The sequence below is a fragment of the Rhodococcus sp. S3 genome, from assembly GCF_058211795.1.
This window is the reverse complement of record NZ_CM177074.1, coordinates 2,371,090-2,387,881: the sequence shown is the minus strand read 5'-3', so window position 1 is coordinate 2,387,881 and position 16,792 is coordinate 2,371,090. Positions and strand designations below refer to the sequence as shown.

The 16,792-nt window shown below is 68.1% G+C and carries 17 protein-coding genes and 1 riboswitch; of the genes, 13 read left to right on the top strand and 4 right to left on the bottom strand.

Translation table 11 applies throughout. The annotated features are described in order from the left end of the window. Positions 1-49: 49 nt before the first annotated feature. Positions 50-1,375: a DUF2254 domain-containing protein gene (locus tag AC0LPE_RS11135; RefSeq protein WP_490606214.1), complete on the bottom strand. Its 1,326-nt coding sequence runs from the start codon at positions 1,373-1,375 to the stop codon at positions 50-52. Positions 1,376-1,507: 132 nt separating this feature from the next. Next, positions 1,508-1,597, top strand: a riboswitch (glycine riboswitch). A gap of 142 nt (positions 1,598-1,739) precedes the next feature. On the opposite strand from AC0LPE_RS11135, the gene AC0LPE_RS11130 reads away from it, so the two are divergent. Next, positions 1,740-2,777, top strand: coding sequence for a DMT family transporter (locus AC0LPE_RS11130; RefSeq protein ID WP_490606213.1), 1,038 nt, complete (start codon positions 1,740-1,742; stop codon positions 2,775-2,777). A gap of 78 nt (positions 2,778-2,855) precedes the next feature. On the opposite strand, the gene AC0LPE_RS11125 is transcribed toward AC0LPE_RS11130, so the two are convergent. Together AC0LPE_RS11125 and AC0LPE_RS11120 are read right to left on the bottom strand one after the other, a co-directional pair. Further along, complete coding sequence (locus AC0LPE_RS11125; protein ID WP_016694051.1) at positions 2,856-4,097, bottom strand: SPFH domain-containing protein; 1,242 nt, start codon at positions 4,095-4,097, stop codon at positions 2,856-2,858. A 2-nt stretch (positions 4,098-4,099) separates the two neighbouring features. Further along, positions 4,100-4,540: an NfeD family protein gene (locus AC0LPE_RS11120; RefSeq protein WP_016694052.1), complete on the bottom strand. Its 441-nt coding sequence runs from the start codon at positions 4,538-4,540 to the stop codon at positions 4,100-4,102. A 216-nt stretch (positions 4,541-4,756) separates the two neighbouring features. On the opposite strand from AC0LPE_RS11120, the gene AC0LPE_RS11115 reads away from it, so the two are divergent. The 11 genes from AC0LPE_RS11115 (at position 4,757) to AC0LPE_RS11065 (ending at position 15,023) form a co-directional block, all read left to right on the top strand. Next, complete coding sequence (locus tag AC0LPE_RS11115) at positions 4,757-5,392, top strand: TetR/AcrR family transcriptional regulator (RefSeq protein ID WP_159418417.1); 636 nt, start codon at positions 4,757-4,759, stop codon at positions 5,390-5,392. A 7-nt stretch (positions 5,393-5,399) separates the two neighbouring features. Continuing rightward, positions 5,400-6,296, top strand: coding sequence for an oxygenase MpaB family protein (locus tag AC0LPE_RS11110; RefSeq protein ID WP_490606341.1), 897 nt, complete (start codon positions 5,400-5,402; stop codon positions 6,294-6,296). 163 nt (positions 6,297-6,459) lie between these two features. Further along, entirely contained in the window at positions 6,460-7,305 is an 846-nt protein-coding gene (locus tag AC0LPE_RS11105) for an MlaE family ABC transporter permease (protein WP_490606212.1), read from the top strand. Then, positions 7,305-8,189 (top strand): ABC transporter permease, encoded by an 885-nt coding sequence (locus AC0LPE_RS11100; protein WP_060653283.1) that lies wholly within the window; start codon positions 7,305-7,307, stop codon positions 8,187-8,189. The genes AC0LPE_RS11105 and AC0LPE_RS11100 overlap by 1 nt, the downstream gene beginning before the upstream one ends. Positions 8,190-8,196: 7 nt before the next feature. Beyond that, positions 8,197-9,213 (top strand): MlaD family protein, encoded by a 1,017-nt coding sequence (locus AC0LPE_RS11095; RefSeq protein ID WP_229568050.1) that lies wholly within the window; start codon positions 8,197-8,199, stop codon positions 9,211-9,213. After that, a complete protein-coding gene (locus AC0LPE_RS11090; protein WP_229568049.1) occupies positions 9,210-10,247 on the top strand; it encodes an MlaD family protein in 1,038 nt (345 codons plus the stop codon). The genes AC0LPE_RS11095 and AC0LPE_RS11090 overlap by 4 nt, the downstream gene beginning before the upstream one ends. Continuing rightward, positions 10,247-11,263 (top strand): MlaD family protein, encoded by a 1,017-nt coding sequence (locus AC0LPE_RS11085; protein ID WP_490606211.1) that lies wholly within the window; start codon positions 10,247-10,249, stop codon positions 11,261-11,263. Before AC0LPE_RS11090 ends, AC0LPE_RS11085 begins: the two co-directional genes overlap by 1 nt. Before the next feature lies 1 nt (position 11,264). Then, positions 11,265-12,365, top strand: coding sequence for an MCE family protein (locus AC0LPE_RS11080; RefSeq protein ID WP_490606210.1), 1,101 nt, complete (start codon positions 11,265-11,267; stop codon positions 12,363-12,365). Then, positions 12,362-13,390 carry an MlaD family protein gene (locus AC0LPE_RS11075; RefSeq protein ID WP_490606209.1) on the top strand — a complete coding sequence of 343 codons (1,029 nt, stop codon included), beginning with the start codon at positions 12,362-12,364 and terminating at the stop codon, positions 13,388-13,390. Before AC0LPE_RS11080 ends, AC0LPE_RS11075 begins: the two co-directional genes overlap by 4 nt. Beyond that, positions 13,387-14,337: an MlaD family protein gene (locus AC0LPE_RS11070; RefSeq protein ID WP_490606208.1), complete on the top strand. Its 951-nt coding sequence runs from the start codon at positions 13,387-13,389 to the stop codon at positions 14,335-14,337. Before AC0LPE_RS11075 ends, AC0LPE_RS11070 begins: the two co-directional genes overlap by 4 nt. Next, positions 14,334-15,023, top strand: coding sequence for a hypothetical protein (locus tag AC0LPE_RS11065; RefSeq protein WP_490606207.1), 690 nt, complete (start codon positions 14,334-14,336; stop codon positions 15,021-15,023). Before AC0LPE_RS11070 ends, AC0LPE_RS11065 begins: the two co-directional genes overlap by 4 nt. A 12-nt stretch (positions 15,024-15,035) precedes the next feature. Here AC0LPE_RS11065 and AC0LPE_RS11060 read toward each other — a convergent pair whose 3' ends face one another. After that, complete coding sequence (locus AC0LPE_RS11060) at positions 15,036-15,869, bottom strand: DUF3097 domain-containing protein (RefSeq protein ID WP_490606206.1); 834 nt, start codon at positions 15,867-15,869, stop codon at positions 15,036-15,038. An 82-nt stretch (positions 15,870-15,951) separates the two neighbouring features. Between AC0LPE_RS11060 and AC0LPE_RS11055 the strand changes: the two genes are divergently transcribed. Continuing rightward, positions 15,952-16,761 carry an Rv1486c family protein gene (locus AC0LPE_RS11055; protein ID WP_490606205.1) on the top strand — a complete coding sequence of 270 codons (810 nt, stop codon included), beginning with the start codon at positions 15,952-15,954 and terminating at the stop codon, positions 16,759-16,761. Positions 16,762-16,792: the final 31 nt, after the last annotated feature.

The window sequence follows — 16,792 nt, the reverse complement described above, 5'->3', positions numbered from 1 at the left end:
CTGTGACAGTCGGATAGCCGTCTCCGATCGGTCCTACACCCCAGGTCGATCAGTCCGTCCGATGCTCCGCGGGATCCGCGGATCCCTCGGCGACGGCCCGGAAACGTTCGAGGTCCTCCGGACGGAACTCGGGCCGGTCGACCACCGCGTCGACGAGCAGCCGCAACTGGTGTTGCAAGGCCGGTACCGACTCGGTGCGCCCCTGCTCGGAGAGATGATCGATGAGCATGCGCAGAACCCGGGCGAGCGCCGTGGCCACGTGCAGCTGCGCCGAACCGGCCTGCCGGATCTGTTCGAAGGCGTGCTCGATGTACTCGTCGGGCGACAGGATCCACGGACGCAGCAGAATCCGGCCGTCCGCCCCCTCGATCGCCGGCACCGGACTGTCGGTGACCAGCAGGGTGCGCAGCAGACTGCCGAGCCGGAGCACCACCTCGGTGGCGGTCGTCGGGTCGTTGATCGCCTGACTGAGGGCGCGCAGCGCGATGTCGACGAGTTGCCGCAGCGCGAAGTCCACGTCCTGTTGCATGGTGCGCGCATTCGAGATCTCCACGGCCGCCTCGAGCCGCCGCAGGACCACCGCCCGTTCCGGCTTCGGATGGACCCGCAGCAGCGGTTCCCCGAAGTGGATGTACGCGCCGGGACGCGTCTCCATCCGCACGACCGAGCCCGGCGGTACCACGGCGAGAACGAGCTCGGCCGGCGCCTGTGTCACCCAGCCGTCGCGCGGGGCGTGCACCGTCGCACCCTCGGTGAAATCCGGCTCCGGCACCCGGTCGACGTGGATCTCGCGGTGCGCACTCCGGCTCGTGTTCGCGATGACCTTCTCGGCCTCCGAGGCGATGCTGCGCACCACCTCCCCGACCTGCAGACCGTGGGCCAGCCGGTTGAGATAGGCGATGATGAGCACCACGGTCGACACCGCGAGGACCACTGCGAGGGTGGTCGACAGTGTCGGGGCGGGTGCGGCGTCGTCCGCGCCGATGTGGCGCAGCGTCAGCACGCAGTAGACGAAGGTCGCCACCAGCATCCCGATCACCGTCTGGCTGGCCCGATCCCGAATGAAGGACCGCATCACCCGCGGTGAGAACTGGCTGCTCGCCAACTGCAGGCTCACGACGGTCAACGAGAAGACGACACCGGCGGTGGTGATCGTGGCACCCGCCACGGTGCTCAGCAGCCAGATCGCGGCATTGCTGTTCATCTTCATGCCCCACGGAAAGGGGCCGAAGGCCCGATCGATGTAGCCGCTCACCTCCGCGAGCACGGCTCCGGCGACGACGACCAGCGCGGGCAGCGCGAACAGGCTCTCCCGGAATCGGTATACGCCCGCGGCGATCCGCAACTGCATCCACGATCTCGGTAGAGCACTCATGTCGACCAAGCTAACCATCCGTTCTCCGCACCGCGGGCACTCGCAGCGAACTGTGGGCACGCGCACCGGATGTCCCCTTCGGCGCGGTCACGACGAGTCCATGAGATACTCGACGGACAACTGAACAGCCACCGAACCGCGGCGGGAGAGTCCCGCACACAGCGGGCGCCGAAGGAGCAACCTCCCCGGGAATCTCTCAGGCCCCCAGACCGCCACGGCGAGGCTCCTCTGGAAAGCAACTCTTCCGGGTTCACCGAAGGTGTAAGCGGCTCCGTCCGCGAAAGCTCTCAGGTCCGATGACAGAGCGGGGAACGACAACACCCGCTGGTGCTCGTTTCGTGCACCCTGGACCCGAGGTAGACGTGTGACCGTTTCCCTGGGCGCGCCTTCGCGCGCCGATAGTTCGCTGTCCGCGCCCCTGCGCGCCGATGATGCGCTGCTCGAGCAGCTCGCCGAGATTGCATCGACCGAGTCGCGTGGCCCCGTTCTCCCTCCCTCCCCCGCCCCGAAGTCGCCGCCGCGTACGAACCGGCGACTCGGGATCGCCGCGATCGTGCTGTCCGCGACCACGATGGGCGCCGCAGGATTGTTCGGCCGCAAGGCCACTCCCGAAGGCGCGGTGCTCGGTGAGGCACTGACGCTCGGGCGGATGGCAGTCGGAGCGCTCGGCATGCTCGTCCTGATCGCGCTCTCCCGCCGTCTCGGGCAGTTGCGCCGGACCCGCCTGTCCTGGTCGGTCGTCGGTGGAGGTGTCCTCCTCGGACTGTCCCTCGCGACCTATCTGTCCGCCACGGTGTTGACCGACCTGTCCCGTGCCGTGGTTCTCCATTACCTCGGCCCCGTCGTCGCGACGGCCCTCGCCCGGGTGTTCCTGAAGGAGAGGGTCGGTCGGCTCGACGCCCTGTCGATCGGCACGGCGTTCGCCGGGATGTTGCTCGCCGCCGGCCTGGTGGGCGGTGAGTCGTCCGGGGGTGAGCACGAGACGCTGGGCACCGTGCTGGGCGCGGCCTCGGGAGTCTTCTACGGCGGGGCCCTGCTGTGCTACCGCTATCGCACCGACATGCCATCCGACGTCCGGTCCCTGTGGAACTTCGTCTTCGGCGCCGTCGCGGCAGGTGGGATGGTCGCGGTGACCCGACCCGACATGTCGGGGATGACCGCGACGCACTGGTTGTGGGCCGGTGGGTTCTTCGTCGTCTGCGGTCTGTTCGCGCTGGGGCTGCTCGTCGTTGCGGGCAAGCACCTCCGCGCCGCGGAACTGTCCGGGCTGTCCTACCTCGAAGTCGTGGTCGCGCTGATGATCGGCATGGTCGCCTTCGGAGAGTCCGTGACCGTGCTCGCCGCCGCGGGCGCCGGTCTCATCATGGTGGCGATGGCACTGCCGATGCTCGGCCGCCGATGACACTGCCGATGCTCGGCCGCCGATGACGAGTGGGAGGGCGCGCCGACGGGCGCGCCCTCCCACTCGAATCGGTTTCCGTTACTGCTGTTGCGGCGGCTCGGCCGGCTGCTCGGATGCGTCGTTCGTCATCCAGCGCTGCGCGGGCGGCGTTGCGGGCAACGCCGACTGCCCTTCACCGGCACCGCCCTGCGCACCCTCCGTGGCGAGACCCGTCCGGACCGCGGGATCGACCGGCTTGCGCGCGACCGCCTCGGCTTCGGCGACGGCCTGGGCCACCTCGGGGTCGCGCTTGGTCGCGAACCAGTCCTCGACCTCGGCGCTGTCGTCCTCGGGCCGTTGCAGTTCCTCGTCGACAGGACTCGGCTCGAAGCGGAAGACGCCGTCCTCGCCGGGCGCACCGAGCGTCCGCGCGAATCCTTCGAGCGCCTTGCCGAAGTCGCTCGGCACCACCCACATCTTGTTCGCATCGCCCTGGGCCATCTGCGGCAGGGTCTGCAGGTACTGATAGGCGAGCAGCTCCGGAGTGGGCTTGCCGGCCTTGATCGCGGCGAACACCTTCTCGATGGACTTCGCCTCGCCCTGGGCCTCGAGGTACCGTGCCGCGCGATCACCCTGCGCGCGCAGGATCCGCGACTGCCGGTCGGCCTCGGCCTCGAGGATCGCGGCCTGCTTCGCACCCTCGGCGGAGAGGATGCGCGACTGCTTGTCGCCCTCGGCGGTCTTGATCGCGGATTCGCGGTGACCCTCGGCCGTGAGGATCATCGCGCGCTTCTCGCGGTCGGCCTTCATCTGCTTCTCCATCGATTCCTGGATCGACGGCGGCGGATCGATGCTCTTGAGTTCGACCCGGGCGACACGCAGTCCCCATCGGCCGGTCGCTTCGTCGAGCACCCCGCGGAGCTGGCCGTTGATGGAGTCACGGGAGGTGAGCGTTTCCTCGAGGGTCATACCGCCGACGACGTTGCGGAGCGTGGTGACGGTGAGCTGCTCGACCGCGGCGATGTAGTTGCTGATCTCGTAGACGGCCGCCTGCGGGTTCGTGACCTGGAAGTACACGACCGTGTCGATGCTCAGCGTGAGGTTGTCCTGGGTGATGACCGGCTGCGGCGGGAACGAAACCACACGTTCGCGCAGATCGACCTTCGCCCGGATGCGGTCGACGAAGGGCACCAGGAAGGTGAGCTGACCCGACGCCGTCCGGTAGTACCGGCCGAGACGTTCGATGACCGCGGCCTCCGCTTGCGGTACCAGCGATACCGATTTGGCCACGACCACCACGACCAGTGCCACCACCACGGCGAGCACGATCAGAGCTTCCATCCTCAGACACCCCTCCACACGACGGCGGTCGCGCCGTCTATCTGCATCACTGTCACTGTCGTTCCCGGCTCGTACACCTCGGTGGCGTCCAGCGGCCTGGCGGTCCACACCTCACCGTCGATCTTCACGCGCCCGGAATGCTCCCCCACCTGCTCGAGGACCAGGGCGTGCTTGCCCGGGAGAGCGTCGATCCCGGTCGGCAGAGCGGGCGGCTGAGAGTACCGCCGCCTCAGCATCGGCCGGACACCGAGCAGCAGAACCAGCGAGGTCACGGCGAAGATCACCGCGTCGATCCAGACGGGCAGATCGGTCACCGCGGAGACACCGCCGGTGACGAGCGCTGCACCGCCGAGCATGAGCAGCGCGAAATCGCCCGTGAGCGCTTCGCCGGCCGCCAACGCCACTCCGGCGATCAACCAAATCAATGCGGCCACGGTCACCATCGAACCACAAATCGGACATCCTGGCAGATGCCCTGGTGGCGGAAGCGGTCTCGGCTTCGCGTCCTCGACGCCGCTTTCCGCAGGGGAGTTCTCAGGTCGGGAATTCTGCAGTTTTCTCTTTTCCGTCCCGACCGGACTCCCACCTCGGTTCATAAGTGAAGTTAGCCGAAACACATCCTTTTGCCGTTGTGAGATCGGTGATACCGTCCCCGAACTATGGGTATCACCCCCGTGCGTTCGCTCCTCGTGGGAGCGTTGATCGGCCAGAGCGCCGACGCCGATCCGACCGACACCGCAATCCTTGCGGCCACCATCCGCTGTCTGAGCCATCACGGCCTCGAGCGGACGACCGTGGCCGACGTCGCGGCGGAGGCCGGCGTCGGCCGCGCGACGGTCTTCCGGCGGTTCGACACCAAAGAGGAACTGCTCGGTCGCGCGTTCGCGTGGGAGCTCGATCAGCTCGTCACGCGGTTCCACGCCGCCATCGACGACATCGAGGACCCGTACGAGCGCGCGGTCGAATGGATCGTCGAAGCGGTCCGCACCGTTCGCCACCACCCGGTCGCACGACGATTCGTCGACGACGGAGCCGCCCTCCCCCTCCTGCACGATCCGCAGATCACCGCTGCGCTGCTCACGTCGGTCCGCCACGAACTCGACCTCACCGCACAACGGGCGGGGATCACGTTCGACACGGCCACCGCCGCGGAGATCGTCTCGCGATTCTTCGCGAGCGTGTGGCTCGCACCCGATCTCGGCAGCGCCACCGCGACCGACGACGGGGTACGACGGGTGGCCCGGACCATGCTGTCCTTCCTGATCGTGCCCTCGACGCCCTCCACCGACAGCTGATGTCCGCATCCGTTCCCCAGCCTTCGAACCCGAGGAGTCCGGCCATGGAAGTCACTCCCGCACAGCGTGTTCGCGCAAACATCGAGGACGACGTACCCGTCGCCGACCGCACCTTCGTCCGGTTGCAGACCGCCGCATCTGGCCGATGTTCCTGTTCCGGGCGCTGTCGCTCCAGGGCACCCACCCCACCGTCATGGTTGCGCTCGAACAACATTCGAAGTCGTTCACCGAGCCGTCGGTACGTGCGGAGAACACCCTCGCGTACACCTACCGCATCTACTTCGGCGAGAACGTCGCCGATTCGGCACGGGAACTGCGGGAGATGCACCGCCCCATCACCGGACTCGACTACGAAGGCCGGAGATACCACGCGTGGAACCGCGACGTGTGGACGTGGGTCCACCTCACCACCATCGAATCGCTCATCTATGCGATCGAGGTCTGCTTCGGTCCGCAACCCGCACCGGAGGTGGAGGCCTTCTACCGGGAGAGCTGCCGGCTCGGCGTGCTGTTCGGGGTTCGTGAGCAGGACATGCCGGACGACGTGGCAGGTCTTCGCGTCTACGTCGACCGGGGGGTCGCCGACAAGCTCGCGATGTCGCCCGGAACCCGGCGGATGCAGCAACTCGCCGATGAGCAGGACGTGATCGCCACCCTCGAGCCGAAACTCGCCGCACTCCCCCGGCCCCTTCCCGCCGTCCTGGAGAAGTTGACGGGGCGGCCGGTGAAGACGTTGATGTTCGGCGCATTCCCCGAATCCGTCCGCCGGATCTGGGGAGTGCCGTGGAGCGCGGCCCGCGAACGTGAGTTCCGAGCGATCCTCGCACTCATGCGCGTCGGTTCCCGGCTGATTCCCGAGCGCCTGCGCATGATCCCGGAAGCCCGCGCCGCGCTGGGGATCTGACCCACCGGTCGTCACCGCCGTACACGCGTTCGCTCGTCACGGACGCGAGCCGATGCTGCAGTCGTCGGCCGTCCTTCAAGTACCCGACCCGGATATCCGGTTGCTTCCGCGCCGGTTCCACCCAGTACCACTCGATCCAGTGTCAGTTCATCAGGGGGGCTCGATGAAGACCTCGCGACCCGCGGACGCAGACGTCCGGGGCGAGCGGCCGTTCGGAGGTGCCGTGGTCACACGCACCGCCGACTCCACACGCACATTCGGACGCACGCTCCGTCTGGCGTTCCGCTCCACCGCATACCTGGCCGTCGACATCGCGCGCGGTCGTTTCCCGATGCGGGAGGCAATCGTTCAGGGATGGTTCTTCATCTCTGTCTCGGCCGTGCCCGCCGTTCTGGTGGCGCTGCCGCTCGGCGTCGTCATCGCCGTCCAGGTCGGCAGCATGACCGACAATGTCGGCGCCAACTCGATGGCCGGTGCGGTGGGCGGCATGGGGGTGATGCAGCAGATCGCCCCCCTGGCCGCGGCACTGCTCATCGGTGGTGCCGGTGGTTCGGCCATCTCCGCCGACCTCGCCTCTCGCACCATCCGCGAGGAGATCGACGCGTTGCGCACCCTCGGCATCGACCCCCACCGCAGGCTGGTCTCCCCCCGCATCCTGGCGATGGTCGTCGTCGCCCCGATGTTGTCGGTGCTGATCATCCTCATGAGCATCCTCGCGAGCTTCGCGGTGGCCTCGCTCGGCCAGGGCGTCGCCCCCGGCTCGTACTGGTTGTCGTTCGGCAGTTTCGCCTCGACCACCGACCTGATCGTCTGCCTGTTCAAGGCCGCGGTCTTCGGGTACGTGGTGGCGATCATCTCCAGCCAACGGGGCCTCGAGGCCAAGGGCGGCCCGAAGGGCGTCGCGGACAGCGTCAATGCGGCCGTGGTGCTCAGCATCATCGCCTGCATGGTCGTCAACCTCTTCATCACCCAGGTGGTCCTGATGTTCGTCCCCATGAGGTTCCTCTGATGAGCGCCACACGCAGCGGATCCGTTGCCACGCCGTCGCCCTATCGTCCCCGCGGTCTGCGGTGGACGCGCCACGCCGGACGGGCGTGGAACCCGATCGAATCCCTCGGGCTCTACCTGCACTTCGTCGTCGTCTCCTTCCGCGGCATCGGCCACGCCCTGCGCCGCAACCGCCGGCAGACCGTCGCCATCTTCACCGACCTGACGTGGGGCAACGGCCGCGCAGTCATCGTCGGCGGAGGTGTCGCACCGGTGCTGGCCATCCTCGGCATCGTCGCCGGGGCGATGGTCGGGCTCGTCGGCTTCTCCGCACTCGACATGCTCGGAATGGGACCGCTGACCGGAGCCATGTCGGCCCTGGCGAATCCCCGCGAGCTCGCACCGCTCATCGCGGCGATCGGATTCGCCGCCCAGGCCGGCTGCCGCATCACCGCCGAGGTCGGCGCCATGCGGATCTCGGAGGAGATCGACGCGCTCGAAGCCCAGGCCATCGACTCGATCCCCTACGTCGTCTCCACCCGGCTCATCGCCGCCGTCGGCGCCGTAGTCCCGTCCTATCTGATCGCGCTCGCACTCGGATTCGCCGCCACCGGCGCGACCGTCACCGTGGTGCAGGGTCAGGGCTCGGGCGCCTACGACCACTACTTCCACATGTTCACCGAGCCGATCGACCTGATCTACTCACTGGTCAAGGTGATCGTGTTCGTCCTGGTCGTGACGCTCGTGCACGCCTACCAGGGCTATCACGCGAGCGGTGGTCCCGAGGGGGTCGGGATCGCCTCGGGCCGCGCCATCCGGGCGAGCCTCGTGCTGATCGTGACCACCGACATGGTGCTCACGCTCGTCATGTGGGGCCTCGACGCGACGATCAGCTTCTCGGGGTGAGGAACCAGTGAGCGCAGCACAGTATTCGGGCTTCGGCCCCAGCCGCCGCGGACTGCGGATCCGCGGGCTCGCCGTCGTGGTCGCCGCCGCACTCGTCGTCACCGCGGCCTGGTGGGCGTCGCAGCCCGACCGCTCCGGTGAGGTGCAGTTCGCCGTCACCGCATCGAATCTCGGCGACGGGGTCTCCACCGACACCGCCGTGCGTCTGCGGGGCATGTCGATCGGATCGGTGATCGAGGTCGAACCGCAGGGTCCGCAGCAACAGATCGTCACACTCAGCGTCGACGAAAGCCACGTCGCCGAGTTGTCGACGGCCATGCACACCCGTTTCGTCTCGTCGAACATCTTCGGTTCCACCGCACTCGAGCTCATCCCGATGCCGGGCGGCGAGCCGATCCGAGCCGGCAGCACCCTCGCCCTCGGCGATGTCGGGGACTACACCGTCACCACGGTGCTGCGCGATTCCGGTCGTCTCCTGCTCGACGTGGTGACGCCACAGCTGTCGGACTCGATCGACAGCGCCGCCGAACTGACCCAGCAGATGGCGCCGCTGCTCGCCTCTTCGCTGCTCGTGATGCGCAACATCGCCCGCACCCAGAACGAGCCGCTCAGTGAGTTGCTGCCGAAGTTCGCGGATGTCTCCGAAGGTGTCGCGGCGTTCACTCCGTCGGCACTGAACACTCTGTCGGCCATCGCGTCCGTCGAGGAACTCGAGGACGACTTCCGCACGCAGCAGGCGAGCGAGACGATCACCGAGGTCTCGCATCTGGTGCTCGCACTCTCGGGTGAGATCGTCGGCGCGCTCGGCCCCACTTCGTCTGCCGTCGACATGCTCCTCGACATCCTGATCCCGCTGAACCAGAGCCTGGGCGGGGTCACCCCCGACCAGGTCGACCGGCTCGTCGACGGCGCCGACGGCGCACTGCAGCACCAGGGCGACCGGGTGGTCCTGGGGGTGGACGTGCTCGTCGACACCTTCCCGGCCTTCCGGGTCCCGCTCGAGACCACCGGGGGTACCCGATGAGAACTCCACGCCAGGCAGCCGTCCGGCTCGCCCTGCTCGCCGGCGTCGTCGTCCTGATCATCGTGCTGATCGTGCAGGCGATCGAACGTCCCGTCGGCGGATCGACCGTCGCCTACAAGGCCCAGTTCGGTGACGTCTTCGGCCTCAAGGAGAACGCCGATGTGCGCCTGCGGGGCGTACAGATCGGCAAGGTCACCGACATCTCGGTGTCCGACGGCAACCGTGCGCTCGTCGACTTCACGGTGCTCGAGGAGTACCGTCTGCGCGAGTCGGACCGGCTGCTCGTCAAGTTCCAGAACCTTACGGGCCAGCGCTATCTCGAACTCGATCGCAGCGAGGAGGGCGGTCAGGAGGTCGATCCGTCGGGGCTGGTCGTGAACACCGTCGACTCGTTCGACATCACCACGGTCTTCAACGGACTCAAACCGCTTCTGCGCGAAGCCGATCCGGCCGTCTACAACCGGCTCGCCACGAATGTGGCCGCGTTGATCGAGGGCAGCGAGTCCAGTCCGACCCCGGTGATGCGCGACATCGCCGAGCTCGCGAGCTACGCCGAGGACCGCAGCGCCCTGATGAGCACCCTGCTCGACAACTTCACGGCCCTCAACGAGCAACTCGAAGGCCGGTCCGCGAACCTCGAGAACATCCTCGAGGTCTTCCACTCGATCTTCACCCCGCTGGTGACACGTATGACCGAGTTCCTGTCCCTGACCAAGCTCGGTGCACTCGAGATGGCGGAGGTCGACCGCACGGTGAACCTGCTCTCCCAGCTGGGCCTCGGCGCGCCTGCCGAACACGACGGATTCCTGGAACGCAACGACGATTTCATCGTCCGGGTGGACCAGGTGATCCCGGATCCGCAGACGGCCATCGACACCCTGTCGGTTCTGCCGGGGATCTTCGAGGGCATCAACTCCCTGGTGCCGCGCGTGGACGAGTCCCGGCAGTGCAGCAACGGCGCGGTGCAGTTGCCGATCGAGGCCGACATTCTGCTCCAGGGCCGTCCCCTGACCATCTGCAACGGAGGTGCCTGATGCGCACCCGCCTGTTCGGACGACTCGACTTCGGCGCCGAGGACGCCGATCCCCGCACCCAGATGTGGTGGGCGCTGTCGGGTCTGATCGTCCTCGCCCTCGTCGCGGGCATCGTCCTCGTGCTCTATCTGCGACCGGTCGGTTCGACGACCTACCGCCTCGAACTGCCGGAATCGGCGGGGCTCGCCGCGGGCGACGACGTGCGCATCGCGGGTGTGCCGGTCGGTTCGGTCACCGGCCTGCACCTCGCCGACGACCACGTCGACGTCGAGTTCACCGTGGACTCCGAGCATTTCGTCGGCGACCAGACCTCCGTGTCGGTGCGGATGCTCACCCCCATCGGAGGCCTGTACCTCGCGGTGCACCCGGCCGGCCGGCAGCCGCTCACCGAACCGATCCCCGAGAACCGCGCAGCACTGCCGTTCCTGGTGAACGACATGTTCGAGGAGGCCACCGAGGTGGTGGAAGAACTCGACACGCAGGCACTGCGCACCGCCCTGGACAAGACCGCGGCGCTGCTCGGCGAATCTCCGGATTCGGTGCGGATCACGGTCACCGATCTCGAAGCCGTCATGGACGTCATCGCGAATCAGAAGGACCAGGTCGAGAGCCTGCTCGAGCTGTCCAACGAATATCTCCGCACTGCCAACGACAACAAGGAACTCGCGCTCGAGATCATCCGCGGCTATGCGATCCTCGGCCCGAAGATCGTCGAGGCCCATCAGGACGTGAAGATCTTCGCCGACGGGCTCTCCGGGCTCGCAGGACTGCTGTTCGACTTCCTCAGCGGCCCGTACCAGGAGAAGGTCGAACCGATCATCCCGCATCTCGCCGAAGCCGCCGACAGCAGCGCGGAACTGTCGGCCTCCGTCGAGTCGATGACGGAATCCCTCCGTGCCACCCTCACGGGACTCGCGGCCGTCGCCGGTCCCGAAGGCCAGGCCCTTGTCGACCAGAGCGGACTGACGGTCGAGCGACCCGACGTCTGTCTCCCGATGCCGGGAACACGGTGCTGACGTGCGAACACTGACGACGACTACACGACGACTCGTTCCCGCGGTGACGGTCGTGGCGCTGGCCGTGGCCGGCGCGACCGCCTTCGCTGCGACCTCGGGAGACGACACCTCGATCTGCGCGTACTTCGAGGACTCCTACGGCCTCTACCCCGGTTCCCCGGTCACCATCCGCGGGATCTCGGTCGGGACCGTGGACCGGATCGAACCCGACGGTGCGCGCGTGCGCGTCGACATGACCGTCGGTGACCGCGAGCTTCCCGCCGAGACCGGCGCGGTGATCACCAACGCGTCCATCCTCACCGACCGCAGACTCGAACTCGTCGACGCCGATCCCCGGCCGGGACCGACCCTGTCGCGGGAGACGTGCATCGACACGGCGCACACCCGCACCCCGGTCAGCGTGTCGGACGCGCTCGGATCGTTCTCCGAACTCGTGCGGCAGATGACCGAGCGCGGACCCGACGGGACCGCGCCGCTCGAAACCGCATTGAAGGACGCCGGACGCGAGTTCGAGGACCTGGGACCGACACTCAACCGAGAACTGCGCGACCTCGCGGACCTGCTCTCCTCCCCCGACAACTTCATGGACCAGCTGGGGCAGATCCTCGACAACTCGGCCGAGATGACGACCCTGCTCACCGGCGAGTGGGAGAACGTCAAGTCCACCATCCAGACGTTCGCCCCGGGCCTGGCGGGCATCGAGCAGATGCTCGTCGTGGCGAAGATCCTCGTCGAGAAGCTGTCACTGGCCGTCGGACCTCTCGACCGGCTGTTCAACGAGCACTTCCCGTACCTGATGAACGCCCTGAACTCGACGCTGCCCACGCTGACGATGTTGCGCACCCAGGCGGAGAGCTCGAGCGAACTGCTCGCCACCATTCCCGGCACGATCACGATGCTCGAGACCATGGTGCAGTCCCACCCGGGGTCGGTCGCCGTCGAACTCGATCCCGCCCGCGCCGAGGTGCCGACCCCCGATGCCGCGCTGACGTGCACGGCACTCGAGCAGATCGCACCCGACAGCTGCACCGTGGTGTCCTCCCGCTCGGTGTCGGTGCCGCTGCCTCAGCTGGTCCTGTCGACGATCGGAGCAACGCCGTGACCCGTTCGTTCTCCCGGTCCCGCCTTCTCATCGGTGCGGTCCTCACCGCTCTGGTGGCATTGTGCGGATGCAGTTTCGACCCAAGCGACCACGCGCTGCCCGGCTCCGGGGTGCGCGGACCGACCTACCGGCTGAACCTCGAATTCGAATCGCTGCTGAGCCTGCCGGCCGGGGCGGACGTCCGCTCCGAAGGCATCTCGGTCGGCACCCTGCGGGCGATCGATCTCGAGCCGCACAGCGCCGTTGCCCGGATCGACGTGCGCGAGTCGGTGGTCGTGCCCGCGGGCACCCGCGCCGAACTGCGGCAGAACACCGTGCTCGGCGACATCTACGTCGCTCTGCTCCCCCCGAAGGACGGCAGCGGCGCACCCTTGCAGGACGGCGACACGATCCCGTTGCAGGACACGGATCCGGGTCCGCAGATCGAGGACATGCTCGAACGCATCGCGATGTTCGTCAACGGCGGAAGCCTGACCCGCCTGCAGGATTCGCTTGCGCGGCTGAACGACGTGCTGCCCGAGGACACGCAGGAGACCCGTGAGTTGTCGGCGGTCGTCTCCAACGATCTGAGCGAGGCCGCCGCGAACATCGACCAGATCGATCGCATCGTCGTCGCGACGGAGGACCTGTCCCAGCGTCTCGATGCCGCACGCGACGACGTGGGGTTCCTGTTCTCCGACACCGCACGTCGGCGTCTCGACCGGGTGCCTTACTTCATGGAGGCCGTGCTCAACATCGTCATCGACGTGAACACCATGGTCACGGGCCTGGAATGGCTGATCCCCCGCCTCCCGCACATCAACGACAACCTCGAGATCCTCACTCCGCTGCTGCGCGAACCGTCGCCGAACGCCACCGAACTGCGCGGCAACGCAGCAGAACTCGTGGAGCTCGTCGACGAGAAGCTCGTCCCCTTCCTGCTCGAACCCGGCATCGACATCCGTGAGGTGACCATCGCCGGTAACGAGGGAAGTCCGGCGGCCGACGGACTGGTTCTCCTGCGCATGATCGGAGCGATCCCGTGACCCGAATTCCGGCCTGGATGTCCGCACTCGCCCTGGCCCTCGTGATGATCCTGGGAACCTGGTATCTCGTCGTCGGTGTGCTGCAGATCGATCCGACCCAGCGCCGCGTGCACGCCGTGGTGGACATGCGCGACGCGGCAGGACTGCGCACCGGATCGAGCGTCGTCTACCGCGGGGTGAACATCGGACGGGTCGACGGCATGGAAAACCTCGACGGTTTCGTCCGCATGAACATCTCTTACGAAGCCGAACACCGCATCCCCGTCGACAGCACCATGCGCGTCGAGAACCTGTCGTCGCTGGGCGAACCGGTGTTCTCGTTCCTCCCGGCCTCGACCCAGGGGCCCTATCTCGAGGACGGCGCCCACCTGACCGAGATCGTCGAGCTGCCCACCTCGGTACCCGATCTCCTCGCCACCACCTCGGAGCTGCTCGAACAGACCGACGCCGAGTCGCTGAACGAGCTCGTCGCGACGTTCACCGAATCGGTTGCGGGTCTCGAGGAGACCATGCCCGCGGCGGGTCGTGGCGCCGAGCTGCTGCTGTCGACCCTGACCCGGCACGAGGGATCGCTGGAAACGGTACTGAGCGACCTGATGTGGATGATCGGCGATGTGGACTGGGTGCGACCCGCGATGGTCGCGGCGCCTCCCATGCTGGACCAGTTCGGTGAGACCCTCGGTGTCTCGTACGAGTACCTCTTCGAGGGGTCCTCGGTACTGAAGGGTGAGGAGATCCTCGGCTCGTGGCGCGAGGAGGAGATCGAACTCGCCGACTTCCTCAGGAGGTTCGCACCCGAACTCGGCGCGATCGGTGTCGCGCTCCGCCCGGTCACCCAGGCCACCGGTTCCGTGGTGGGCCGAATGGATCTCGGTACCCTGCTCGAACAGGCCATCGCGACCATGCCGGGCGACAGCGTCCGATTCACCGTGAACGTACCCCGATGAAGAAGGAAGAAATCGTCATGTCGAACACCGGCCCCTCGAACACCGGGCCCTCGAACATCGGGGTCACCGAACAGGAACCGGCCACCTCCACGCCGACTGCCGCCGAGGCGGGAAGCCGCGGTCCGTGGTGGTCGTCGGTCCGTGCCCTCGCGGTCGTGACGGTGCTCGCCGTCGTCGCCGCGGTCACCTTCGGGGTGCTGTGGGCGACGGACGACTCGTCCGAGCAACTGCAAGCCCTGCAGAGCCGACTCGACACCGAGGCCGAGGCCGAGGCCGTCGCCTCCGACTACGCGCTGAGCGTCTCGGAGGTCGACTTCCGTGATCTCGACGCCTGGCGGACGGCGCTGACCGACGGCGTCAGCGAACAACTCGCACCGAAACTCGAAGGCGCCGTGGACGTCGTGGCTCCGTGGCTGACGCAGATGGAGTACACCGCCGACGCCCGGTTGCTCGCGGCCGAGGTGGCGAGCAACGACGGCGATACCTTCGTCGTCCAGGTCTTCGTCGACATGATCTCGAAGAGCAAGCAGACACCCGACGGCGTCGCCGCCACCGCGACCTACACGGTGACGATGGACCGCGCGTCGGACTGGACCATCACCGACGTCGGCGGAGTGGGCACCGGCCTGCCGGGTGGCGCCGCGGAGCCGGAACCTGCGCCGGCGCCGGCGGACGGGGGCCGCTGAGGTTCCGGTCGGTCAGCCCTCCTCGGGTTCGGTGACGAAGTCGACGAGGCGCTCGACGGCGCCGATGAGGTGCGATTCGAGATCGCGGAACGAATTCACGGCGTTGTAGACGCGCCGCCAGCCGTCCTGCGGGGTGCCCCAGCCGAGTTCACGGCAGACGCCGGTCTTCCAGTCCTGCCCGCGCGGGATGGTGGGCCAGGCGTCGATGCCCACGGCCTTCGGTTTCACCGCCTGCCACACGTCGATGTAGGGATGGCCGGTGACCATCACGTGCGGACCGAGATTCGCGGTGAGACGCTCCTCCTTGGATCCGGTGACGAGGTGGTCGGCGAGCACACCGACGCGCCGGCCCGGGCCGGGTTCGAACTCGGCCAGCCGGGCACCCAGATTGTCGAGGCCCTCGAGCTGTTCGACGACCACGCCCTCGACCCGCAGGTCGTGCCCCCACACCCGTTCGACGAGGGCGGCGTCGTGCACGCCCTCCACCCAGATCCGGCTCCCCCGCGCCACGCGTGCGCGCAGACCCTCCACCCGGGTGGATCCCGAGGCGGATCTCGTCGGTGCGGAGGCGGGACGGATCTTCGGCTTGACGAGGGTGACGGATGCTCCGTCGACCAGGAACGCGGCGGGGCGCATCGCAAACAGGCGGGTGCGTCCCTGCGCGTCCTCGAGCCGCACGAAGTCGCCGTCGTAGGTCTTCTCGATCCCCACGATCGCGCCGCACCAGCCGGATGCGGCGTCCTCGACGACGACGCCGCGCTCCGCTGCGAGTTCGGGAACGGCCTTCTTCTTGGTGCGGGCGTGACCGGCGTAGATGTCGCCGCCGTAGATATCGCGTGGGCTCACGCCAGTCGACCCTAGGACATCGCGCGGGGCCGCTCGCGCTGCCACGCCGGACCGCCGTGCGCGGTCGCCGTATGCTTTCGGGGTGAGTTCTCCGAGCCTGACGCTGACCGTGTGGGCGGGGTCGTGGCTGTCCGGTCACGCCTCCCCCGACGATGTGATCGACGCGCTGCACGAGTGGGCGCCGATGCATCTCGTGGGTGCCCACGATGCGGCGACGGCCTCCGCGGCGGATCTGCCCGACAGGGGTGTCGCCGACGGTGCCGCACTGCTGCTCACCCTGATCCGCCGCGTCGACACCGCAGCCGGCGCGGGTCTGCATCTCGTCCTTCCCGCCCCGGGCGACGTCCGCGCGCTGCCTGCAGGTACAGCGTTCGCCTCCGCGGCGCTCGCGGCCGGTGAAGGCGTCGTCGTGGGAGCGCCCGGTGCACCGGGGTTGGGCCTGGTGCCCGTGATCGAGGGTCCGGACGTGCTGCAATGGAACGTCTTCACACTGTCGGCGGTCCCCGAGATCGCCGTCGATGGTGGTCTCGGTGCGGCCGAGTTCGCGATTCGCGAGGCGGTACGTGATGCCGCCTCCGCATTGAGCGGAATCCCGACGGTGGGCACCGACGGGCGCCGCGCCGATCCGCGGACGGAGATCGCCGAGGAGATCGCCGAACTCGCCCGGCACCGCTATCCCCCGTCCCTGCCCGCACGTGCCGTGCGCGTCCTCGACACCGCCGACCAGGTCGCGGCGATTCTCACCGTGGCCGGTCGCGGAGGGGGCCTGCGGGCCGGTTCGGTGTCCGCCGCCACCGGTCGCGAGGGCGCGCTGCAGCCGCTGTGGGCCGCGGTCCGCGAGGCCCGCACCGGTGCAGTCGCGGCGGCTCTGCGGGCCGAGCACCATCACTGACCGCGCCGGCAGTGCGCGTCGACTCCAGTGC

What these genes read in the sequence shown, in the direction of transcription:
- AC0LPE_RS11085 (WP_490606211.1), top strand. Translation starts at nt 10,247, where the DNA reads ATGCGCACCCGCCTGTTCGGACGACTCGACTTCGGCGCCGAGGACGCC.
- AC0LPE_RS11135 (WP_490606214.1), bottom strand. Translation starts at nt 1,375, where the DNA reads ATGAGTGCTCTACCGAGATCGTGGATGCAGTTGCGGATCGCCGCGGGC.
- AC0LPE_RS11125 (WP_016694051.1), bottom strand. Translation starts at nt 4,097, where the DNA reads ATGGAAGCTCTGATCGTGCTCGCCGTGGTGGTGGCACTGGTCGTGGTG.
- AC0LPE_RS11065 (WP_490606207.1), top strand. Translation starts at nt 14,334, where the DNA reads ATGAAGAAGGAAGAAATCGTCATGTCGAACACCGGCCCCTCGAACACC.
- AC0LPE_RS11090 (WP_229568049.1), top strand. Translation starts at nt 9,210, where the DNA reads ATGAGAACTCCACGCCAGGCAGCCGTCCGGCTCGCCCTGCTCGCCGGC.
- AC0LPE_RS11100 (WP_060653283.1), top strand. Translation starts at nt 7,305, where the DNA reads ATGAGCGCCACACGCAGCGGATCCGTTGCCACGCCGTCGCCCTATCGT.
- AC0LPE_RS11115 (WP_159418417.1), top strand. Translation starts at nt 4,757, where the DNA reads ATGGGTATCACCCCCGTGCGTTCGCTCCTCGTGGGAGCGTTGATCGGC.
- AC0LPE_RS11105 (WP_490606212.1), top strand. Translation starts at nt 6,460, where the DNA reads ATGAAGACCTCGCGACCCGCGGACGCAGACGTCCGGGGCGAGCGGCCG.
- AC0LPE_RS11120 (WP_016694052.1), bottom strand. Translation starts at nt 4,540, where the DNA reads ATGGTGACCGTGGCCGCATTGATTTGGTTGATCGCCGGAGTGGCGTTG.